24 protein-coding genes and 2 pseudogenes are annotated in these 19,825 nt (G+C 59.6%); 11 read left to right on the top strand and 15 right to left on the bottom strand.

The annotated features are described in order from the left end of the window. Window positions 1-33: 33 nt before the first annotated feature. Both LOY22_RS13610 and LOY22_RS13605 read left to right on the top strand, forming a co-directional pair. Window positions 34-927 (top strand): LysR family transcriptional regulator, encoded by an 894-nt coding sequence (locus LOY22_RS13610; protein WP_195884147.1) that lies wholly within the window; start codon window positions 34-36, stop codon window positions 925-927. Between the two features lie 154 nt (window positions 928-1,081). Beyond that, window positions 1,082-1,291, top strand: coding sequence for a hypothetical protein (locus LOY22_RS13605; RefSeq protein ID WP_195884146.1), 210 nt, complete (start codon window positions 1,082-1,084; stop codon window positions 1,289-1,291). A 548-nt stretch (window positions 1,292-1,839) separates the two neighbouring features. Here LOY22_RS13605 and LOY22_RS13600 read toward each other — a convergent pair. From LOY22_RS13600 to LOY22_RS13580, 5 genes and pseudogenes are all read right to left on the bottom strand, one after another. After that, window positions 1,840-2,142: a hypothetical protein gene (locus tag LOY22_RS13600; RefSeq protein ID WP_195884145.1), complete on the bottom strand. Its 303-nt coding sequence runs from the start codon at window positions 2,140-2,142 to the stop codon at window positions 1,840-1,842. An 823-nt stretch (window positions 2,143-2,965) separates the two neighbouring features. Further along, window positions 2,966-3,199 (bottom strand): annotated as a pseudogene (locus LOY22_RS13595) (site-specific integrase); the annotation flags it as partial. Window positions 3,200-3,291: 92 nt separating this feature from the next. After that, on the bottom strand, window positions 3,292-4,107 hold the full coding sequence (gene dapF, locus LOY22_RS13590; RefSeq protein WP_213601149.1) for a diaminopimelate epimerase: 816 nt from the start codon (window positions 4,105-4,107) through the stop codon (window positions 3,292-3,294). 195 nt (window positions 4,108-4,302) lie between these two features. Then, on the bottom strand, window positions 4,303-5,037 hold the full coding sequence (locus LOY22_RS13585) for a hypothetical protein (protein ID WP_258593494.1): 735 nt from the start codon (window positions 5,035-5,037) through the stop codon (window positions 4,303-4,305). Window positions 5,038-5,298: 261 nt separating this feature from the next. Further along, a complete protein-coding gene (locus LOY22_RS13580; protein ID WP_258593493.1) occupies window positions 5,299-5,532 on the bottom strand; it encodes a hypothetical protein in 234 nt (77 codons plus the stop codon). A 145-nt stretch (window positions 5,533-5,677) separates the two neighbouring features. Here LOY22_RS13580 and LOY22_RS13575 point away from each other — a divergent pair, with 145 nt between their 5' ends. Further along, window positions 5,678-5,884: a DUF6434 domain-containing protein gene (locus LOY22_RS13575; RefSeq protein WP_093382644.1), complete on the top strand. Its 207-nt coding sequence runs from the start codon at window positions 5,678-5,680 to the stop codon at window positions 5,882-5,884. Here the strand turns inward: LOY22_RS13575 and LOY22_RS13570 are convergent. After that, entirely contained in the window at window positions 5,820-6,251 is a 432-nt protein-coding gene (locus LOY22_RS13570) for a hypothetical protein (protein ID WP_258593492.1), read from the bottom strand. The two genes, LOY22_RS13575 and LOY22_RS13570, sit on opposite strands and share 65 nt — an antisense overlap. A gap of 142 nt (window positions 6,252-6,393) precedes the next feature. Then, window positions 6,394-7,625 (bottom strand): annotated as a pseudogene (gene lysA, locus LOY22_RS13565) (diaminopimelate decarboxylase). 123 nt (window positions 7,626-7,748) lie between these two features. Here lysA and LOY22_RS13560 point away from each other — a divergent pair. The 6 genes from LOY22_RS13560 to LOY22_RS13535 all read left to right on the top strand — a co-directional run bounded on the left by LOY22_RS13560 (window position 7,749) and on the right by LOY22_RS13535 (window position 11,887). Then, on the top strand, window positions 7,749-8,663 hold the full coding sequence (locus LOY22_RS13560; protein WP_258593490.1) for a LysR family transcriptional regulator: 915 nt from the start codon (window positions 7,749-7,751) through the stop codon (window positions 8,661-8,663). Window positions 8,664-8,755: 92 nt separating this feature from the next. Beyond that, window positions 8,756-9,487: a molecular chaperone gene (locus tag LOY22_RS13555; protein ID WP_093382653.1), complete on the top strand. Its 732-nt coding sequence runs from the start codon at window positions 8,756-8,758 to the stop codon at window positions 9,485-9,487. Beyond that, a complete protein-coding gene (locus LOY22_RS13550; RefSeq protein ID WP_258593488.1) occupies window positions 9,484-10,500 on the top strand; it encodes a fimbrial protein in 1,017 nt (338 codons plus the stop codon). The genes LOY22_RS13555 and LOY22_RS13550 overlap by 4 nt, the downstream gene beginning before the upstream one ends. A gap of 83 nt (window positions 10,501-10,583) precedes the next feature. After that, on the top strand, window positions 10,584-10,895 hold the full coding sequence (locus tag LOY22_RS13545) for a hypothetical protein (protein ID WP_093382659.1): 312 nt from the start codon (window positions 10,584-10,586) through the stop codon (window positions 10,893-10,895). A 26-nt stretch (window positions 10,896-10,921) separates the two neighbouring features. Continuing rightward, window positions 10,922-11,347, top strand: coding sequence for a VOC family protein (locus LOY22_RS13540; RefSeq protein ID WP_258593486.1), 426 nt, complete (start codon window positions 10,922-10,924; stop codon window positions 11,345-11,347). Window positions 11,348-11,359: 12 nt separating this feature from the next. After that, window positions 11,360-11,887: a DUF2867 domain-containing protein gene (locus tag LOY22_RS13535; protein WP_258593485.1), complete on the top strand. Its 528-nt coding sequence runs from the start codon at window positions 11,360-11,362 to the stop codon at window positions 11,885-11,887. Window positions 11,888-11,897: 10 nt separating this feature from the next. Here the strand turns inward: LOY22_RS13535 and LOY22_RS13530 are convergent, their stop codons facing one another. From LOY22_RS13530 to LOY22_RS13515, 4 genes are all read right to left on the bottom strand, one after another. Further along, entirely contained in the window at window positions 11,898-12,179 is a 282-nt protein-coding gene (locus tag LOY22_RS13530) for a hypothetical protein (RefSeq protein WP_213601170.1), read from the bottom strand. 78 nt (window positions 12,180-12,257) lie between these two features. Further along, the gene (locus LOY22_RS13525; RefSeq protein ID WP_045201922.1) at window positions 12,258-12,584 is read right to left on the bottom strand and encodes a DUF2388 domain-containing protein; all 327 of its coding nucleotides are present in this window, start codon (window positions 12,582-12,584) and stop codon (window positions 12,258-12,260) included. Window positions 12,585-12,599: 15 nt separating this feature from the next. Next, window positions 12,600-12,938, bottom strand: a complete 339-nt coding sequence (locus tag LOY22_RS13520; RefSeq protein ID WP_195884134.1) for a hypothetical protein — start codon at window positions 12,936-12,938, stop codon at window positions 12,600-12,602. 63 nt (window positions 12,939-13,001) lie between these two features. After that, a complete protein-coding gene (locus LOY22_RS13515) occupies window positions 13,002-13,523 on the bottom strand; it encodes a DUF3016 domain-containing protein (RefSeq protein ID WP_258593484.1) in 522 nt (173 codons plus the stop codon). Between the two features lie 85 nt (window positions 13,524-13,608). Between LOY22_RS13515 and LOY22_RS13510 the strand changes: the two genes are divergently transcribed. Next, window positions 13,609-14,304, top strand: coding sequence for a metallophosphoesterase (locus tag LOY22_RS13510; protein WP_258593483.1), 696 nt, complete (start codon window positions 13,609-13,611; stop codon window positions 14,302-14,304). On the opposite strand, the gene LOY22_RS13505 is transcribed toward LOY22_RS13510, so the two are convergent. The 3 genes from LOY22_RS13505 to LOY22_RS13495 form a co-directional block, all read right to left on the bottom strand. Next, entirely contained in the window at window positions 14,282-14,908 is a 627-nt protein-coding gene (locus LOY22_RS13505; protein ID WP_093382674.1) for a LysE family translocator, read from the bottom strand. The genes LOY22_RS13510 and LOY22_RS13505 overlap by 23 nt on opposite strands. A gap of 79 nt (window positions 14,909-14,987) precedes the next feature. Next, the gene (locus LOY22_RS13500) at window positions 14,988-15,806 is read right to left on the bottom strand and encodes an AraC family transcriptional regulator (protein ID WP_258593482.1); all 819 of its coding nucleotides are present in this window, start codon (window positions 15,804-15,806) and stop codon (window positions 14,988-14,990) included. Window positions 15,807-15,913: 107 nt separating this feature from the next. Further along, complete coding sequence (locus LOY22_RS13495; protein ID WP_045201935.1) at window positions 15,914-16,645, bottom strand: hypothetical protein; 732 nt, start codon at window positions 16,643-16,645, stop codon at window positions 15,914-15,916. A gap of 305 nt (window positions 16,646-16,950) precedes the next feature. On the opposite strand from LOY22_RS13495, the gene LOY22_RS13490 reads away from it, so the two are divergent. Next, window positions 16,951-17,577 (top strand): LysE family translocator, encoded by a 627-nt coding sequence (locus LOY22_RS13490; protein ID WP_093382680.1) that lies wholly within the window; start codon window positions 16,951-16,953, stop codon window positions 17,575-17,577. On the opposite strand, the gene LOY22_RS13485 is transcribed toward LOY22_RS13490, so the two are convergent. Further along, a complete protein-coding gene (locus LOY22_RS13485; RefSeq protein ID WP_256326733.1) occupies window positions 17,574-19,802 on the bottom strand; it encodes an autotransporter outer membrane beta-barrel domain-containing protein in 2,229 nt (742 codons plus the stop codon). The two genes, LOY22_RS13490 and LOY22_RS13485, sit on opposite strands and share 4 nt — an antisense overlap. Between the last annotated feature and the right edge of the window lie 23 nt (window positions 19,803-19,825).

Here is a 19,825-nt window from a genome sequence, read left to right as displayed (position 1 = left end):
ATAACTTCTGCTACTTAATCAGAGGATGGGCACATGCCTCGGCATAACTTCAACGACCTCCAGGCTTTCGTGACCGTGGCTCGCGAAGGTAGCTTCACGCGTGCAGCAGCGCACCTGGGCGTTACCCAGTCGGCCGTCAGTCAGGTGGTGTCAGGGCTGGAGGCACGGTTACAGATTCGCCTGCTCACACGCACCACCCGCAGTGTTTCGCTGACGGCTGCTGGTGAACGGTTAATGGAAGCTATCGGCTACCGCTTCGATGAAATCGAAGCCGAGCTGGATGCCTTGACCGAGCTGCGCGACAAACCGGCGGGCACGGTACGTATCACCTGTGGTGACAACATCATCAAGACGACCTTGCTGCCCAAGCTGATACCCGTACTGGAGGCCTATCCGGATATCAAGCTCGAATTCGATATCAACTACGGCTTCCGTGACATCGTGGCTGAGCGCTTCGATGCTGGTGTGCGCTTCAGCGGGACGGTTGCTCAGGACATGATCGCTGTACGCATCGGCGGCGATCTGCGCATGGCAGTAGTGGCGGCCCCCAGCTATTTCGCCCAGCACCCCATCCCCACGCACCCCAATGATCTGGCTGCGCATCGCTGCATCGATATCCGTTTTCCAACCTATGGTGGAGTGGATGCCTGGGAGTTCGAGCGCAAAGGCAAAAAGCTGAGGGTGAGGGTCGAAGGGCAACTGGTGTTCAACACCACGACCCATATTGCGGACGCAGCCGTCGGCGGCCTGGGAATCGCCTATCTACCCGAAGACGAGTTCGCCCCCCACCTTGAAGAGGGCCGGTTGATTAGTGTGCTAGAGGACTGGTGCGAGCCGTTTTCCGGCTATCACCTCTACTATCCCAGCCGTAGACAACCATCGCCTGCCTTCGCCCTGGTGCTCGAAGCGTTGCGAGTAACGAGGTAGAGCCAAAATGACGGATTGGCTCCATATCTTTTCCTCGATGTCCGCTTTTGGCCGGAAGGTGACACTGGTGGTCATCGCTGATCTGGTTGATCCGTAGCGAAGCCCGAATGGCCGTTGACCTATACTGCTCTGATCAAATAGCCGGAGCAGCAGCGTGAAGAAGACCCTGGCAGGAATTATCGAGGCTGGTGAGCCACTGATACAACAGGCCATTGATGCGCAGCGTCGCTACCAAGCAGCTGTGGACGCTGGCCAGCCAGGAGAGGAAATCGAGCGCCTGCGGCTGGAGGCTGAGTCGCTGTACCAGGCGGTCACCGAATACCAGCTGCGGTCGCTTGGCGGACCTGCGCGCACGCTGCACTAAGCGCTAACCCTGCGGCGGCATTGCACCCCAGTTGGCAGGGCAGCGTGGGTGATGCAGGAACCATCGAACTCAGTCGAGAAACTGGACAAGCTGTTCTCAATTTACGCAGAGACCTCATCGTCGACAAAGCAGCCTTGAGGGCGGCGCAGACGTATATCAGGGAGTCTGCCAGCGACCCTAGGAGGCTCGGGTTTCGCTTTGTCTTTTTGCGGCCAGCTCTTTTTGACGGTTCCTCTTATCCAATCGGTAACCCCACCAGAGTGTGGCAATACCGAAAACGACCAGCAGTGCTATTTGATATATAGGCACTATTTTCTCCTTAAAAAATTAGACACGCAGAAGGATTTGGCAGCGTCGTACAGAATTTTTCCGAAGCGCTCAAGTGCGTGACGAGTGGGCGGCGATTTGACGGGGGCTATCGAAAATAACTGCGAGCAGGCCTGTGGTGGCCTGCTGCAATATCGCTCAGGAGTGGCGAGAGTAATAGTGGTTTTCCTGGTTGTTCTTATAGGTTTTTAGGTTACTACTCTCTTTAGGTCGCTGTGTTATTATTCAGATGCGCCTCGGCAGCTCCCGCAGCGCCATCCTTTATAAAGCTCTGACTTCTCAAGGGCTGTAACCAATTCACGACCGCCTATAGTATTTTGGCAGTTGTTATGTTTTTCATTTGGTTTTTTCGTTCCCTCGCATTTTTTTTGCAGGAAGGGGCTTACCACTGCCTGTTGCTTTGACGAAAGCGCTCTAAACCCCTTGTCGACGGCTAGCTGGGCGTAGCTTTGTACGCTTGGCTTTTCACCTTGTAATGCGTTCTGCGCGATAAGGGCCGAGAAAATCTCTCGCTCGATAGTCATTCGTTAATCCTTTATTCAACCAACAAGTTTGCTCGTGCTACTTCTTGTTCTGAGCAATGCGAAAGCATACGTTACCATTGGGTGGGGTTTTAATGAACTGGGTTTCCATCCAGCTATAGAAGGCAAGGCTTCTCATTCTTCGTCAATAAATGTTGTTTTCTTGGTGTTTAGAGTATTTCAAGAGGCCTTTGTTACAATTTATTTCTTGTTCGTTGAAAGGGGGAATTTTAATTTCTGCTTTAATGGGGATAGTGTGGTGAGCGAAATCGCCTGTGTTTCTCGATAGATTTAAGGGTGACGATATTTTTTATGAGCTTCTATTTTTTATAAGAGATGCACTGTGCTAATAGTAAGGGCCGCTATTTTTCTCTTGCGGGCTGTCAACCAAATTCGCACGAAGGAGCTTGGTCTACAGCCCGCTGGTCTACGACACTTCTTGTGGGGGCGGGAATGGCCTTGTCCGAACCGCAGCCCCGTATTTACTGGCGCTTTTCGTAGGAGCGGGCTGCTGATCTTGCTGGATCTGGGCGGCTGTGTTGCGCAGGCTCAACCGGAGGCCCGCTTCGTGCGCGTCGAAGTGCCGGTTCAGGTGCCTTGCCACGCGCCAGATGACGGGGTGCCGACGTGGGCAGTTGCAGGGCTGCGCAAGAACGCCAGAGGAGGGGTGATGCTGATACCAATTTTGATACCAATGGGTGCGCTTGGGTGGGTGCTGATGGGGGATTTCGCCCAATGAAATCAACGCATTGGCACCCGCTAACACCCATGCAGGACTGCATGGTGATGTTAGCGGTGGAGATCAAAGGGCTTACCTATCAATAGCTTATGTGACGTCTTCGCAGCTGCGGACCAATTTCGGACCAATCTGGAGCTTTTCCAGCGCCTGCCAGTCATTGGACGAGTTTATCCAGCGTGCATACGTCGATAAGAGCATCTGCACGCTATGCCCGAGCTGTTGGGCGATAAATGCGGGGTTGAGGCCAGACATTAAGCATATTGTCGCATAGGTGTGACAGCAGTTGTATGGCCGCCGGTAGCCGATCCCCAATTCCTTGAGGATTGTCCGTCATTGGTGGTGCAGATAACCTCATGCCAGTGAAAAATTCGAACTCGTAGAACGCGGCATGAATCGAGCGGCCTGCCTGAAAATCAGGCTTTTAACAAAGCATCCGCGATTGTTCCGGAAAAAGTCGTCTCTACCGGCCCGCAGAGAAAGACTGATCCCACGCCGTCCCATTGAACCGTCACGGCTCCACCGTCACATTCAACTTCAACGCAATTGTCTAACAAGCCACGACGAATGCCGTTCACCGCGGCGCCACAAGCGCAGGAGCCTGAACCCAGCGGTATACCACCCCCGCGCTCCCAAATTCGCAACCGGATGTGCTTTCGGTCAATGACCTGCACGAAATGCACGTTCGTCCTGAGCGCAAACAAGGACGTGGTTTCAATTGTCGGCCCAATCGACGCAACCTCAACGGCTGTCAGATCATCGACAAAATAGGTGCAGTGCGGATTACCCATGCCACAGGCTGTTGGGCTCCCCGGCAGTGGCAACAGCAAAGTATCCATTTCCATAGCCAGAGGAACATCTGACCAGCCCAAAAGCGGCTTTCCCATGTCTACAGAAACGCCGCCGGTTGAGGTTCGCTTGCACGTTAGCAAGCCACGCTTGGTTCGCAGTATTACTGAAGTCTTTTGGGCGCTACGCATCAACATATCCGCGGCACCGCGCGTTGCGCTGCCACAAACGTCCAGCGGTGAGCCATCCGCATTCCAGAATTTCAAACGCGCATCTGCGTCATCGCAATCGAGCATCACCGCAAGTTGATTGAAACCGACTCCTCGGTTCCGATCGCCCATTCGCCGAGCCATATTGCTGGTAACCGGACTGAGTGAATTTCGCGAGTCTACGATGACGAAATCATCACCATTGGCGTGCATTTTATGAAAGCTTAACGGCATAATTTGGCCTGACTTCGAGACGTGTGATGAATTAACGCGTTGAAGCGATCTACCCCTATTTGCATTACTATTGCAAGACTCATTAGGCAGATGCGTTTGGCAGGCAGGATAGGTCGTTATGCACGGTGGTGATGAAGCCAAGCCTTGACCTGAAGATCAAAGGCCGTTGTTTTACCAACGGCCTTTTCCTTCCTGTCAGATTTTGGGTTTTACGTTCTTCGCTTGCTCATCAGACAGTTTCTTGTTTCGATCGGCTTCGGCGTTAGCATCACGCGCAGCCAGCTCGTCAAACATCGATTTGACGTCGATGATGGACACTGTGTAGTGAGGCACCATTTCGTCTGGTTGTTCCGAAGCGCCAACCTGGATGATTTTCCCGCAGGTTGGGCTAAACGATTGCGGCGCCGGAAACGACACACCGGGAATGTTGCTGTTGGCGCTGCGCACGCCCTTGCATGGACCCTCTGAGCTGGGGCCAAAGTACTGTTTCCCGTCGCGGTCGTACTGCCAGACAAGGCCGAGCGACATCATCTGGGTAATGTTCGACGGTTTACCGAACTTTTCAGTCAAGGCAGCTTTAAGTGCCTCTGTCTTGATGCGCGACCCGTCTTCGAAGCGTTGAACACGCGCAATGAACCACACTTTCCCAGCATCATTCTGAAGCGCTGCAAACTCGTCAGAAGGCCCCCCCGGATTGCTGAGGCCGGTTCCTTTGAGTCGGTCTGCTGTAACTGCTGTAACGCCGGCTTCCTTGCCGTCACGCAGCATCAATGGCGAAAGCTTGAAGTTTGGGTTTGCCTCTGCAATGGCTTCTTTGGCGACAGCCAACGAGGATCCAAGGGCGACGCCGGAAATGTCATCTGCGGCCAGAACAGCCGTGCAGGTTAACGTGGCGAGAAGGGCGGCGATGCCCGAACGTTGAAAACGCATGAGAAATAGTCCTTATCAAAAATCAGCATACCTACAAGGTATGCATGCTGCTCCTGTTGCGCAGTGCGGCGTGGCCGCGCCGAATATTAACATCAACCTGCCGTAACAGTGTCAATGCTGGCGCGCATGCAGGGGGCAAGACATCGGCTTCGATGCGTATCAGGTGAAGGCGATTCGGGCGAATCGATCTGGCGGGATAAATCCGAAATTCAAAGCACGCCAGGGCGGGGCCAGGAACAGGAATAAAGGCAAAGGGTGAGGCTAGCGTTGGTCACCGCGCACAGTGACCCTGATGCCCGTGGCCACAATCTCGTACTCCGTTTCGGAAATCTGGTTCACCTCACCGCCGAACTGCATCTCGAAATGCTTGCGGCCCTCATGGCGAACCATGCCGTGAGATGAGCGTTCAACGGTCTCGTCCTGATAAATGTTGATCACGTACTGCACGTTGTCCGTGCCGACACCCATGAGCTTTCCAACATATTTATCGGCCATGTTCGAACTCCTTGCGTGAAGCCTCAAGGTAGCGGGTACTAGCAGATCTATCCACTGCCTTGAACGGTGCGGGTCACCCTGCGGGTGTTTTGTGGCCTGGGCAGTGCTAGGCTTTGGGCGAACCATACCATCCAGGGAACAGGAAATGAGCTTCGACTGGCACGCAGGGCCGATTACCCGCAGCACGCCGCTGGACAAGAATTATCGCAATACCCAGGAGGTCCGGCGGTTTCTGATTGGCCAGTGTGGGGCGTCATTCAAGTTCGACCGACCCTTCATGGCCTGGGTTAAAACGGCGGAACCTCTGACGATGGGCGACGTGGCGGATGAGTGGATGCGGACTCACCGTTGATCTGATGCTGGCGTTTACCGATACGGGCCACGGTATGCACAATGGCGCGGCGCATCAACTCGCACTCATCGTCCGAGTCGATATCTGAGCCTTCAGTCCAGTCGTCCGGATTTTTTCCGTAGAGGTCTTTGGGCATCGCGCAGAGAAATGCGCAATCGATGTGAATACCCAGCTGCACCGCCAGGCGCAGGGCGTCGCCATCATCCAGTAGCGGGTTCCACAGCAGGTGCCGTGTGTCGACGCGCAGCAGAAAACCCGCTTCACCGTCCCTCGGGTGCCCCGTATGGCCTTGCCATGCATCCGTCCATTCGATGAGTTCATAGCCGGCAGCCTGGGCTGCCAGTTCCAGTAATTCCCGGTCAGTCATGCCGTATACCCATCTTCAAGTGCCCGGCTTAGCCGTGCTATCCGTATTTTCGCGTCCCTGCGTTTACGCATGACGAAGCGCCTCATCATAACGGCCTTCACAGGTCATTTCCAAAAGGGCGGGACGCTGGCGAAGGGGAAACCTACACCTCCATTTCCAGTGCCATGAGCTCCTGTATGGTCTGTCGGCGCCTGATCATCCGCAAGGCACCGTCTTCGATCAGCAACTCAGGTAGCAACGGGCGGCTGTTGTAATTCGAAGACATGGATGCACCGTAGGCGCCTGTGTCGTGGATCACCAGAAGATCACCGACTTGAGCCTGTGGCAGGTGCTGAGGGGCCAGCGCCAGTTCGTCCTGGGTAAACACATCACCTGACTCGCACAGCGGCCCGGCCACCAGGCTGGGCTGCAGCGGGCGATCTACCGGCATCCCCTGGGCGTCGAGCAGGGTCATGCGGTGATAGGCTCCGTACAGCGCCGGGCGCATCAAGTCGTTGAAGCCGGCATCGACCAGGATGAAGAGATTACGGCCCACCTGTTTCACTGCACGGACTTCGGTCACCAGGCAGCCCGCTTGCGCCACCAGAAACCGCCCCGGCTCGATCTCCATGCGCACCCCATGACCGAGTATTGCCTCGATCTCCAGCCGGGCCGCTGCCCAGGTGCGGGCGTAGCATTCAAGGTCGACCGGCTTGTCGCCGCGTTGGTAGGGTGTGACAGCCCTCCACCGATCGAAAAGGCTTCGATGTCCATACCCAACCGGCCAACCAGATCGACCATCGAGCGGGCAACCCGCTGCAGATGCTGGTAGTCCACGCCCGAGCCGATATGCATGTGCACGCCTACCAGGTGCAGGCCATGGGACCTCACGCAGTCGAGCGCTTCGAGCAATTGCGCGTGCCAGATGCCGTGCTTGCTGTGCTCACCGCCAGTGTTGGTCTTGCGACTGTGACCGTGGCCGAACCCCGGGTTGATCCGGATCCACACGCGGTGCCCGGGGGAGTGCTGGCCCAGCTGGCGAAGCATGTCGATCGAGCCGGCATTCACTTCGATCTTCGTTTCGATGACCCGCGCCAGGGTGGGCTGATCCAGCACGTCGCAGGTCAGTACCACCCCGGCAGGATCTCCCGCCACCGACGCACCCGCCGCGAAGGCCCGTTCCATTTCACCCAGCGATACGGCGTCGAGCACCAGGCCGCGCTCGCGCATCAGGCGCAGAATATGCAGGTTCGGATTGGCTTTCTGCGCGTAGCGGACCGTGTCGAAGCCTTGCAGTTGCTCGATCCGCTCACCGATGGTGTTGGCATCGTAGATCCACAGCGGCGAACCGTGGCGGCGCACGGCGTCGGCCAGTAATGTTAAGGGAGCGGTCATGATGGCGTTACTCATAGGCAAGGAAGCCCCGAGGATGAGTCATTCAGGTGATCCAGAAAAATAGCTAGTTTTCTCAAGGCTATTCATATCTGATATGTCAATCACCTCCCGTTGAGTGTTGTCGTGAAGCTGACCGTTCGCCATATCGAAGTATTTCGCGCCATCATGAACGCGGGCAGCGTTACCGGTGCGGCTCGCCTGCTGTTCACCTCGCAGCCGACCGTCAGCCGGGAACTGGCGCGCCTGGAGCACCTTAGCGGTTTGCGCCTGTTCGAGCGTGAAGGTGGGCGCCTGGTGGCGACGGCCCAGGCGCTGCTGCTGATAGAGGAGGTCGAGCGTGCCTATGTCGGGCTTGAGCGTATCGATCGCTTTGCTCAGGCCATACGCAACTTCGAACAGGGCCGATTGGCCATCACCTGCCTGCCGCTGTTCTCCCAGACCTTGTTGCCCAAGGCCTGCCAGCGATTCCACCAGCAGCACCGCGGCGTCAGCGTGAGCATCACGGCGCAAGAATCGCCGTTACTGGAAGAGTCGCTGGTCGCCCAGCAACACGATCTCGGCCTGACCGAAGTCGAGCAGATTCCGCGAGGTGCCTACGGGGAGTTGATTTTCAGTGCCAGCATGGTCTGCGTATTGCCCGACCAGCATCCGTTACTGGCGAAGTCCGAACTTGCGCTGAGCGATTTTCATGAGGTGGACTTTATCAACCTGGCAAGTCTGGATACCTACCGGCAGCAGTTGGACCAGCATTTCAGAGCGATTGCAGTCAATCGGCGCACGATCATCGAGACCACCAGTGCAGCATCGGTGTGCGCCATGGTCAGGCAAGGCCTGGGGGTGGCGATCATCAACCCGTTGAGTGGGCTGGAGGCGGCGCAAAGTGGGCTGCCGATTCGCCGCCTGAGTGTTTCTGTGCCGTATAAGGTGATGTTGATACGCCCGGATTATCGGCCGGCCTCAACCGTGGTGGAGCGATTTTGCGAGGTACTGAGGCTGCAGGCGCAGGACATGGCTGCAGTATTGGCAAGGGGCTTCTGACACGACGCCAGGGCGCTGCCACTCTGCCGTGAGTATCAGCCTTTCAGAATCGTCTGATACAGGCCGGGCCTGGGCCACGCCATCATCGGCGGATGAAATTCGAACGCAGCGTCTCGCCAGTACCCCGCAGGTTTATCGCCTCAATTGGTTTCCTCCTGGCCTTGGCCTGCGCCTGCGCACGGGCCGACATTACCTTCGACGGCTTTACCCGGTTCGTTTTCGAGGGCACGCAGAAGCAGTTGCCGCTGATTATCGTCAATCAGGGCAATGAGCCGGCGCTGGTGCAGGTCAAGCTCGGCTGGGGCGACAAGCAGGACAGCCGCGAGTTGCCCATGGCGGTGTCGAAACCCTTGTTGCTGATACCCGCCAACAGCAAGGCATCGACCGACATTCTCTATCAAGGGCAAGGCCTGCCTGATGACCGCGAGTCGTTGCTGATGCTGAAAGTGCTGCAGATTCCGAAAAAGACTGCCGACAGCAACGCCATGGCGATTGCCCTGCAGCACAACCTCAAGCTGTTCTACCGGCCGCGATTGCCTGGCTCGGTCAAGGAGGCTGTGGAGCAGCTGCGCTGGTCTGCAAGCGCAGCCGGCAGCTATGAAGCGCGCAACGATTCGCCCTATTACCTGACCCTGACCGAAGTCGGTTTGCTTGACCATTCAGGCGCCGCCTGCGGCAAGGTCATTGATCATCTGATGATTGCGCCGTTTTCGACCTATTCATTGCCCGTAAGCGACTGCGACCGGCCCGTCGACCAGGTGGCCTACGCCTATATCAGCGACGCCGGGCTGGCCCATGCGCGTCGCAGCGAGCTGCAGTTGTGATTATTCCGGAAGGCGTTGCCATGTTGAGCAGACAGTTACTTTTTATTGGTGTTTTGTTTTTTCTGAGCATTCCTGACAGCTATGCGTTGAAATGCCAGAAGAGCGCTTCGGCGCTAATCAATGATACGACCACCATTACCGATACCACCGCCATTCCCAACTCGTTGCCTGCCGGCACCATTCTCTGGCGACAACCCACGCAATCCATCAGGGTTGAGTGTTGGGTGGACTTTGCGGGCAGCCCTAGTGAAAATATTTACTTTTACATGAACCCGAACAGGGTCGATCTTGGCAAGGACATAGAAATCGGCGTCACTTACCAAGGCAAAGACTATTTGTATTCATCCTTAACCGGTGGAAAGCTGGACATCGGTTGGACTGTGGCCGGCTGTCCAAAAGGCGATACGTGCGGCTGGCAAAAAGAAAGCAAAGCCATGACCTACTCGTTGTTCTTCGTCAAGAAGTCGCCAGCAGGCGATAACAAGGAAGGACCGATCACTTCACTTGCCAACTACCGGGCGTTCCAGTTCGACGGGGTTGGCGGTGTGCGGCCCGGCGAGAGCTACAACGTCACCGTCAACGGCTTGAACAAATTTCGCTACCTGCCTTGCGAGTCGTCGATCAACATTCAGCCGAGTGTCATCAATTTCGGTGCGATCCGTACCTCAGGGGCCAAGGTCGGAGCAACGATCAAGGAGGTGCCGTTCACCATCACCGAACAGCGCACCTGCAATGCCGCCTATGGCCTGGGCGGATATCTGGAGCCGTTGACCGCGACGTTGAACACGGCCCAGGACACGCTGGTCCCGACCGACAACAAATCGGTGGGCATCAGCCTGATCAACGAAGACGATCAACGCGCGTTGTTTTTCAAGAAAGAGTTCTTGCTCACCCCCAAGACCACTTCGACCACCAACACCCATAACTTCCTGGCACGCCTTAAATGGATGACCGCAACGCCGACTTTTGGTGAGTTCAATGCCGGCGCGACCCTGGATATTTTCTACAAGTAGGCCGCAGCGCTGTTGTAGACTCGGCGCTTTGCCAGGGAGGCGCAGCGGTGTTTCGCTATCTTAGCTGGAGTGCACTTGCACTAATGACCGGCTGCAGCACGCAGCAGGCGCCGGTCATCGACGCGTCGTTGCTACCGGTGTATAGCCCGCAATTGCACACCAATACCTACGCACGCTGGGGTGAAGAGGGCGTGCAACGCATCAGCCGCGCCCAGCGCCAGGCGCTATACGCTATCGCCCGCCAGCCGGCCTGTGACCAGGTCACGTTTCTGGCCCTCACCGAGACCATGAGCCAGCCACCGGCAACCATCGTGACCTTCGTTGAATGCCGCAACCGCTGGCGCTTTTATATCGACCAGGATGCCCGTGTGCTCAGCAGCGAGCACCGTGGTTAGCTTTTCTTCCCTTTATGGATATGCCGATGTTCAAGATGAACGCACTGGTGCCGGAACTGATTGTCAGCGACCTGCAGCGCAGCCTTGGGTTTTACTGCGAGGTTGGCGGCTTTGCGCTGGAGTACCAACGCCCCGAGGACAAGTTCGCCTTCCTGTCGCTGGGCAACAGCCAGATCATGCTCGAGCAGGACTGGCACAGCGAATCGCCCTGGCGCGTCGGCCCGCTTGAGGCGCCTTTTGGCCGAGGCCTGAACCTGCAGATCCGCTGTGAAGATGCCACGGTACTGGCCGGCACATTCGAGGCCGGCGGTTACCCGCTGCGGCGGGCGGTGGAAGATCATTGGTACCGCAGTGATGAGCGTGAGGCCGGCCAGCGCAATTTCCTTATTCAGGACCCGGATGGCTATTTGCTGCGCTTCTTCCAGGACCTCGGCTTTCGCCCCTGCCCATAAGGAAACACGCCGATGAACAAGCCCATCAAAGCCTGTGCGGTTCCGGGTAATGCACGCATCCACCTGCAACTGGCCGGCGCCGATTTCGTCGATGCGCAGCGGGCGCAGGTGGCAAACGCCGAGCGCACGGCGCTGGGCCATTTCTTGCGGTTGATGAGCAGCATGCCGGGCTGGATCGACAACCTGATGGTGCTGCGCAATCGCCTGGTTCGCCTGTGTGGCCTGAAAGACCTGGGGCGCTTGTCGAGGATCGACCTTGATCGCGAAGAAGGGTCTTACCGGGTCGATGAGCGCATTGGTATCTTCACCCTGGTCAGCAATAGCCCGGATGAAGTGCTGCTGGTCGATCGCGACAAGCACCTGGACGTTTACATCTCGTTGCTGCGCCTGCCCCTGGGCGCCGAGAAGCGCCGCGAGATCGTGGTGTCCACCGTGGTGCACACGCACAATCGTCTCGGCCGCTTGTACATGTTGCCGGTCGCGCCGTTTCACCGCTTTATCGCACCCATTGCCCTCAGGCGCCTGGTCAACGCCAGCTAAGCGCTTGCGCTCAGACAAAACCCTGATCGGCAAAGCCGCGGGGCAAGCGCTGGCGACCGGGCAGGGCGCTCAGGCGCTCGACCCAGGCACTGCGCCAGTCGCTGGCGGCGTGCTGGGTGCTGGCCCTGCGTGCGCGTCGGGCGGCATTGCGCTGGTCTTTGCGTGCGGTCTTGAACGCATCGGTGTTGCGGCAGCTACGGCATTTGACCCGATTGAGTTCGCTGCTGGCGACCAGGTTTTTACCGTGGTGTCCGCAGGCCAGGTGGCCGGCGGTCTTGAAGTGAGTGACCATGGGGATCCTCCTCGGCACTGTTGCTCAACAACAGGCTCTAAGGGTTGGACCGCTTGGGCAGGGTCAGGTTCGGCGCCGCTAGAGGGTGACGATGGCCAGGGCCAGTTGCATGTCGCTCATCGGCCGTGGGCCGCTGCCGGCCCGGTATTCCTGCACCGCCCGTTCGAAGGCGACGCCACGTATGGCGCCGTCGGAGCCGACGAACGCGGTGGCGTCATCTTTGGCCGACTTGAACAGCGCCGGCGCACCGGTGGTGGTAATAAACGGGCTGGCCACAACGACGCTGACGCCAATTGCCACCACCATGGTGCTGCGTTCGATCGGGTTCTCGATCGGTTCACCGGCCCAGGCCGGCGTTGCCAGCCCCAGCACCACCAGCAGTGCTGCAATCTTGCCCACGTCCATGTTAATGCCGCTCCGTTACTTGAGAGGGGTGTTGCGTGAAACTGTGTGACGGTTGTATGACGGATAGCGGCGCATTTTTGTCACCGCCCAGCACAGCAGCAGGCCGGCGATCAGCAAGGCGCCGGCAAACCACAGGTTGAACAACAGGGCCCGGTGGAATTCTTCTGGCTGCAGGTCGGCGTAGTAGGTGATGTAGCCGGAGCCCGTGCGACCACCCCGGGGCATGCGGACCCAGCCGCGTTCCTGGTCTATCCAGTACGACAGGGTCAGCCATAAGGCGCCGGTCAGCGCGGCGACGGCCAGGGCCAGTACTCCCAGGTCGTTGCTATCCCACGGGCGAGAGTGTTTGCGCATAAGCGTCCTTGCTTGCGGGCCGTCCTCTGACGGCTGGAAAACCGCCAGCATAACAGCTGATGGCTAAAAGCCCGAAGTCTGGTGCTGCACGCTGAACTGCTTGCGAAACCACTCCTGGAGCATGGCCTTTTCGGCATACAGGCGGTCGCTGTCGGCGCGCCGGCCCGGGCGCTGCAGGTAGAACTTGTCGCTCACATGGGCATCGGCCTGGCTGACAACCTGGCCGGGTTGCGACAGGGCATAGTGCAGGTCGATACTGGGCCAGGTGACGTCACGCATGATCCGCACTGAATAGGCATTGGCCCGCCAGGGTTCATACTGGCCCGCCAGGTCGATATCGCGGATGTCGATGCGCAGGCTCTGGCCGGGCGCCAGGTAACGCTGGCCGAGCTTGACCAGGTAGGCGCTCAGCTCCTTCATCACATAGGCATCGGCACCGCGTGGGTAGCCGTTGCTGTCGAGGCTGGCGTCGCGAAAGTGTTCGGGTTTGTCGAAGGTGACTTCGACGTTGGGCGTGGCCGCCGGTTGCGCCAGGCTGTTGCAGGCCAAAAGGCTCAAGGTGGCCAGGGTCAGGGCAGGGCGCATGATTCACCTCCAGGTGCAGCCTTGCGCAGTGTGCTGCACAGGCTTCATTGTACGCCTGTACGGATTGAAAACAGAGGAGTCGGCAGTGCGCAGGATCGAGCGGTTTACAGCCAACAGGCGCGGGCGGGACGTTGCCGTGGGCGATATCCATGGGCATTTTTCACGCCTGCAGGAGCGGCTGGCAGTTATTGGCTTCGATCCGACGGTAGACCGCCTGTTCAGCGTTGGCGACCTGGTCGACCGCGGCCCTGAGTGCCCGCAGGCCCTGGAGTGGCTGGCCAAGCCGTGGTTCCACGCGGTGCAGGGCAACCATGAAGCCTTGGCGATGACCCACGTTGATGGCGGCACCCTCGACTACAGCCAGTACCGCGCCGCCGGTGGCGGCTGGTTCCTGGCCCTGGACAGCGATGAACAGGCGCGCTTTGCCGAGCGCTTTCGGCGCCTGCCGCTGGCCCTTGAGGTGGAAACCGCAGACGGGCTGATCGCCCTGCTGCATGCCGATTGCCCGTTCCGCCACTGGTCGCAATTACGCGAGCTGCTGGTGAGCACGCCACCGAGCGAGGTCCAGGAAGTTTGCCAATGGTCGCGCAAGCGCCTGGCTGCTGGCGATGAGACGCCCGTTGAGGGGCTGCGGGCGCTGGTGGTCGGGCACACCCCGCAGCGTGAGGTGCGGGTGCTGGGTAATATCTGGCATATCGACACCGGCGGCTGGGCCAGCGGCCAGTTCAGCCTGCTCGATCTCGCCAGCCTCACCGTGCTCAACGCCAGGCCAGGTGAATGATTACCCCCAGCGCCAGCAACATCAGCACCACCCCCGACACCCGCTCAAGCCAGGGCAGCAGCCGGGCAAAGCGCCGGCGTACCCGCAGGTTGCCAATGGCCGCGGCCACCAGCACATCCCACAGCAGCACTGCGCTGAACATCCACAGGCCATACAGCCATTTCCAGCCAGCACTGGCCTGGCTGGCCGCGACCATGCTGGCCAGGCTGACATAGAACAGCGCGTTCTTCGGGTTGAGAATCCCCGACACAAAGCCCATCACCAGGCCCTGGAACCACGGGTTCTTTAGCAGTACAGGGGCATCGCCCACCGGAGTCAGGGCGCTGGCACCGGCATGGCGCAGGAACAGCACGCCCAGGTACAGCAAATAGGCGCAACCGGCCAACTGGATGAGGACAAACAGCGTGCTGTCCGGGCGCAGCGCCGACACTCCGGCAAAGGCCGCGACGATGAACGCGCCATTGGCCAGGGCAATGCCCAGGCAGGCGCCGGTTGCCTTCAGCCAGCCGGCGCTCATGGAGGTGCGTGCGACCAGGAAAAAATCCGGGCCGGGTGACAGCAAGGCAAGAAAGTGCGCGGCGGCAATGAGTAAAAACTGCTCCATCGGTTTCGGACTTCTTCAGCAAGAGGGTTGCTGATTGTCCGTAGCGGCTGCAGCGCCTGTATTGAAGAAAATTGCGCGCTCAGCTGCGGTACAGGCCGGGCGTCACCCCGGTATGGGCCTTGAACACCCGCTGGAAGTGGCTCTGGTCGGCAAAACCCAGGCGGTAGGCAATGTCGGCCATGTCCTGGCCCTTGCGCAGCCACTGGCGGGCACGGTTGATGCGCAGGTTCAACTGCCAGGCATGGGGAGTGAGGCCGGTGGCGGCGCGAAACGCCCGGATCAGTTGGTAACGGCCCATGCCGGCGCTGCTCGCCAGTTCGCCCAGCGACAGGTTGCTGGCGTCTTCCTGGGCAAGGCGCTCGAGCAAGGGTTCGAGGCTGCGGTCAAGCGCCTGAGCTGTGGTGGCTGGCGCCTGATCATCATGATCATCATGATCACCGATGAACTCGATCAGCGCGGCCTCTTTCACACCGGCGCAGGCCTCGGAGAACAGCAAGTCGTTGAGCCGGGTAAAGCGCTCATAGGTAGAAGGATTGCGGGTGATCTTCGCAGGCCTTGCTTGAACCTGCGGGGCCAGGGCCGACTCCAGGCGCAAGGCTTGCAGCCAGCCGGCGTCCAGGTGGAGCATCTGGTAGCTCCAGCTCAGCCCGGGTTCAGGGTTGCAGGCATGCACGCAGTGCGCCGGGACGAACACCAGGGTGCCGGGCAACAGGCGCGTTTGCCCTTTGCTTGCGCCGGTGAACACACTGCAGCCCTGATCGACCGCGCCAATCGAGAACGTTGGATGGCTGTGCGCCTTGTAGCAGGCACGGCTGTCGCAGGCGCGGCGGCTCTCGACAAAGGGCAGGGCCGGGTCACGCCAGAACAGGGTAGGGTTTTTGCCGGTTGCCCGCAGCATCACGTAAGCCTCAAAGGGGCGAAGCCTGCAGCTTATCCGCAATCCACCGGCTAAAACAAACGCCCCTCACGTTGCCGGGAGGGGCGTTTGCGCAAGCTCAGGCGAAATTACATGGACTGCAAGGCGATGCTGGCCGATTGCGAGTCTTGCGCACTATCGGCATCCATCCACACCCATTGGCTGCCATCGCCCTGCAGGGTATTGGTGATGCTCTGCAAGCTGGTTGGCAGGATGGTCACGACGCCAGCGGTCTTGGCGGTTGGCCCGATGGAGGTGATCTGGCCCGACAACAAGCCGTTGGAGGTTTCATTGATCACGTAGACGACGGCCTTTTCCTCGCGGAACTGGCAGGAGACGAACTGAGTGATCTTGCTGGCAATCGTCAGGCTCATCCATTTTGACGGTGGCACTGCGTAGTAGCGGCTGTACTTGCTGAACGGGTAGAGCTCGCCATTGGCCTGCAACGCCTGGTTGTTCAAGCCGGCGGTGTTGATCGGCATGCTGACGCTACCGAGCCAGATATCCACCTGGGCCAGGCCGCTGTTGGGGGCAATCGACACCGAGACTGTCTGGGTATCCGTACCCGAGACAAACCCTATTGAGGCAAGGCCGGCGTTGGCGGTGGTGCCAGGCACGGTGATCGGGCAAGGCGGCTGGCTGTTGCTCCAGTTCACATTGACCGTGGCGCTGGTCTGGTTCTGCGCCGAGTTGTAGATGAAGATCCCGTACAACTGCCCCGGGCTCAGGGTGGTGCAGGTGGCGGTATCGCCGGCATTGAGGGTAAGACGTTGGCCACCGTTCCAGTTGGTCTGGGTGGCGAGTACACCGATGCTTTCCATGGAAATGTCCTTTTCCTAGCGTTGACAGGGCAGGTGACGGTGCGCTGCGTTCCTGTGTGCAGCCTCCGTGCACCCGGGCACTCATGTGCCAGAGGGAGGTATAGCCAAGCCGAAGGTGAGTACTGATATTGTTTTGCTATCAGTGGTGGCGCGGGTTCAAGCGAATCGCTTTAGCCTCAAGCCAAGTGCTTGTTGCCAAAGGGGCAGGGTGCATTGCCAGGCACACAGTTTTTTCCCTCAGCTGTACCTTGACCCGGCAACTGTGTGCGCGGGAATCTTGTCGCTCCTGTCACCGGAGAGCCCCCATGGACCTGTCCACCCTCGCGCTGTTCATCCCGGCCTGTTTTGCCCTGAACATGGCCCCTGGCCCGAACAACCTGCTGTCACTGAACAACGCCAGCCGTTACGGCCTGCGCATTGCCTGTGTGGCAGGCATCGGCCGGTTGCTGGCCTTTGCCGGGATGATCGTGCTGGCAGCCATGGGCCTGGCAGTGGTGCTGCACACCAGCGAGTACCTGTTTTTGCTGGTCAAGGTGCTGGGCGCAGCCTACCTGTTCTACATCGCCTGGCAGCTGTGGCGCGCGCCAGTGGGCGAGGCGCTGGCGGCTGACGGCCAACGCCGCGGTGCCTTGCGCCTGGCGCGCCAGGAGTTCTGGGTGGCGGCGGGCAACCCGAAGGCGATCCTGATTTTCACCGCCTTCCTGCCGCAGTTTGTCAGCGTCGCCAGCCCGGTGCCGGTGGCCGAGCAGTTCGCCTGGCTGGGCGGGCTGTTCCTGCTGCTGGAGTGGCTGGCCATCGCCATCTACGCCTGGCTGGGTGCCTACCTGCAGCGCTGGTTCAGCCAGCCCGGGCCACGCCGGCTGTTCAACCGGGTCAGTGCCACGCTGCTGGGTTGCGCCGGCATCGGCTTGCTGGCAGCGCGGCGTGCCTAGTAGCTGATGCGTATTCCCAGGTTGGCACCGACGCGCTCCTGCTGGCGGCTGTCGAGGTTGCTGGCGTGGTCGATGCCCAGATGCACACTGAACTGCTTATGCAACTGCGCCACCAGTCCGGTGCCGACTTCAAGGGACGTTGAGCGATAATCGGTCCGGACCTGGTCGACACCGGCGAAGACCAGCGAGTCGTGCCCGCCATCGGCGTGCCAGATGTTGGTTTGCAGGTAAGCCTGCAGGGGCGTCGTGCCTGCTCGCAGGTTACCCTCAAGACGCAGCCCCAGGCGGCTGCTCACTTCGGTCCGGGTATCGAAGCTGACCGTCGATACACCATCTTGCACCTTGTCCAGGCTGACCTTCTGCACCAGCACTTGTGCCTGGGGCTCCAGGCTCCATTGGTTGGACAAGGCAAACGGCCGGCCCACCTCCAGCGAGCTACCCCAGGCATGGCCGTCGAGGTCGATTTTTTCGCCGTCCTCCGAGCGCGCGCGGCCGTCCAGGTCGGTGTACTGCACGACCATATCGAGGTAACCGTGTTGCGGTCCGATCAGCGTCCAGTACACCCCGGCGCTGTCGCCATCGAGCCTGAGGTCACCGACCGGGCGATCCGCAAATCCCTGCGCATAGCCTTTGACATCACCGTTCAAACGGCTGTGGCCGACATAAACACCAATGTGCTGGCGGTAGTCTGCGGCGCTGGGCGAGGCAAACAGGTCCTGGCCTGCCTTGTAGCCATAAAGATTGCCATCCAGGCTGGGGTTCACCGAGCCGGACCAGCTTTGATGAAAGCTGTAGCCATGGGCTTGCGCCCAACTGGCGGCCAAGGCGCCCTGTTCAGTGAGCAGGCGCTGGTCGCCCTGGCGTTGATGGAAAGTACCGAGGTTGAATTGTCCGATCAACGCCGCGGCGCGAGGCGCAGCGGCATACAGTGAGGCCTGCGATCGGTACAGCGGGATGACCTGGCCGGGGATCGCCCGGGGCAGTTCGGCGAGTCCCGGGGCCGGTGCGGCCAAGGGCGGCGGGCGGCCGTCAGCAGGCGCGACCAGCGCCGAACTCAGGTACCAATTGTTCTCGCTGCCGGGCGTTATCCCTCCTTTGAACAGGCGATAGTCGAAAGCCCCGGCCGACAGGCGCTGGGTCTGGGTAAAGGCGGTATCGGTACTGGTTGCACCATTGGCGGCCTCGACCACCAGGATGCCGTCCTGGCGGGTCAGCCCGCCCGGGCCATGAAGATTGGTAACCAGCAGGGCGGTATCGCCAGAAATCGCCCCTTGGCTGATAACCAGGCGGTCGGAAGGCGAGTCGTCAGTGCCTAGTACGGTGTTCACCGCCAGCCTGCCTTCGTTGCCGAAATAATTGCCGATGACGGTCAGGCGCCCCTGGCCATCGCCGCTGTTGCGCAGGTCAACCAGGCCGGTGTTGCCCAGGCGCGCGTTCAGGCCGGCAGCAAAGGGCCGGATCACACCGGTGCTTGAGAACAGCGTGCTTTCTCTGCCGATGAATAGATCGCCCGTGCCGGTGGCAACATCGATCGGGCCTCCGCCGTCGCCGAGAACCAAGGTGTCGTTGAGTGTGTAGTGGCTTACGAAGCCAAGGCTGATGCTCTCCCAGTTGGTGTACAACGCTCCGTTTGTGGGAAAGCTGTTCTGGAAATGCAACTCATCGCGTGCAGCACCGCCATTGAAGGGCACGAACAACTGCTCGGCCCGCAGGTTGACCATCAGCACCTGGTCGGTGGTGTCGCCCATGTCGACGCTGCCGTACAGTTGGCCGCCTTTCCAGTTGAAGTGATCGTTCTCGGGGCCGGTGGAAACGTTGCCGTGAATCTCGCCACCTTCGAAGGAAATCAGGTCGATACCCTTGCCGGTGATCAGGTTGCCGCCGAGCACAGTGCCGCGAAACACCAAAAAATCATGGCCATCACCGGTGATCAGATCGCCGTCGATGGACCCGCTGGTGAGCGCTACATCACCGTTGCCGGGCTGCAACTCTATGCGGCCGATACGCCCGCCCCGCAGGGCAACGCTATTACCGTTGGCAAAAGTGCCGACGATGTGGCCGCCGGTCATGATCAAAAGGTCCCGCCCGTCGCCCTGATCCAGCGACTGTACCGTACCGCCGCTCATGGTCAGGGTATCGGCCTGCGGGGTCTGCACGATGTCGCCGAAAACGTCGCCGTCGACCACGACGCGATCTTCGGCCTCGGCATCCAGGGCAAACGTCATCCAGGGAAGGACTCCCAAGGTCA

The organism is Pseudomonas sp. B21-035 (assembly GCF_024748945.1).
Lineage (GTDB): Bacteria > Pseudomonadota > Gammaproteobacteria > Pseudomonadales > Pseudomonadaceae > Aquipseudomonas.
This window is presented reverse-complemented; position numbering and strand designations above follow the sequence as displayed.

Coding starts and splice junctions, on each gene's coding strand:
- LOY22_RS13610 (WP_195884147.1), top strand. CDS start 34: ATGCCTCGGCATAACTTCAACGACCTCCAGGCTTTCGTGACCGTGGCT.
- LOY22_RS13600 (WP_195884145.1), bottom strand. CDS start 2,142: ATGACTATCGAGCGAGAGATTTTCTCGGCCCTTATCGCGCAGAACGCA.
- dapF (WP_213601149.1), bottom strand. CDS start 4,107: ATGCCGTTAAGCTTTCATAAAATGCACGCCAATGGTGATGATTTCGTC.
- LOY22_RS13585 (WP_258593494.1), bottom strand. CDS start 5,037: ATGCGTTTTCAACGTTCGGGCATCGCCGCCCTTCTCGCCACGTTAACC.
- LOY22_RS13580 (WP_258593493.1), bottom strand. CDS start 5,532: ATGGCCGATAAATATGTTGGAAAGCTCATGGGTGTCGGCACGGACAAC.
- LOY22_RS13575 (WP_093382644.1), top strand. CDS start 5,678: ATGAGCTTCGACTGGCACGCAGGGCCGATTACCCGCAGCACGCCGCTG.
- LOY22_RS13570 (WP_258593492.1), bottom strand. CDS start 6,251: ATGACTGACCGGGAATTACTGGAACTGGCAGCCCAGGCTGCCGGCTAT.
- LOY22_RS13555 (WP_093382653.1), top strand. CDS start 8,756: ATGAAATTCGAACGCAGCGTCTCGCCAGTACCCCGCAGGTTTATCGCC.
- LOY22_RS13545 (WP_093382659.1), top strand. CDS start 10,584: ATGACCGGCTGCAGCACGCAGCAGGCGCCGGTCATCGACGCGTCGTTG.
- LOY22_RS13540 (WP_258593486.1), top strand. CDS start 10,922: ATGTTCAAGATGAACGCACTGGTGCCGGAACTGATTGTCAGCGACCTG.
- LOY22_RS13535 (WP_258593485.1), top strand. CDS start 11,360: ATGAACAAGCCCATCAAAGCCTGTGCGGTTCCGGGTAATGCACGCATC.
- LOY22_RS13530 (WP_213601170.1), bottom strand. CDS start 12,179: ATGGTCACTCACTTCAAGACCGCCGGCCACCTGGCCTGCGGACACCAC.
- LOY22_RS13525 (WP_045201922.1), bottom strand. CDS start 12,584: ATGGACGTGGGCAAGATTGCAGCACTGCTGGTGGTGCTGGGGCTGGCA.
- LOY22_RS13520 (WP_195884134.1), bottom strand. CDS start 12,938: ATGCGCAAACACTCTCGCCCGTGGGATAGCAACGACCTGGGAGTACTG.
- LOY22_RS13515 (WP_258593484.1), bottom strand. CDS start 13,523: ATGCGCCCTGCCCTGACCCTGGCCACCTTGAGCCTTTTGGCCTGCAAC.
- LOY22_RS13505 (WP_093382674.1), bottom strand. CDS start 14,908: ATGGAGCAGTTTTTACTCATTGCCGCCGCGCACTTTCTTGCCTTGCTG.
- LOY22_RS13500 (WP_258593482.1), bottom strand. CDS start 15,806: ATGCTGCGGGCAACCGGCAAAAACCCTACCCTGTTCTGGCGTGACCCG.
- LOY22_RS13495 (WP_045201935.1), bottom strand. CDS start 16,645: ATGGAAAGCATCGGTGTACTCGCCACCCAGACCAACTGGAACGGTGGC.
- LOY22_RS13490 (WP_093382680.1), top strand. CDS start 16,951: ATGGACCTGTCCACCCTCGCGCTGTTCATCCCGGCCTGTTTTGCCCTG.
- LOY22_RS13485 (WP_256326733.1), bottom strand. CDS start 19,802: ATGACGTTTGCCCTGGATGCCGAGGCCGAAGATCGCGTCGTGGTCGAC.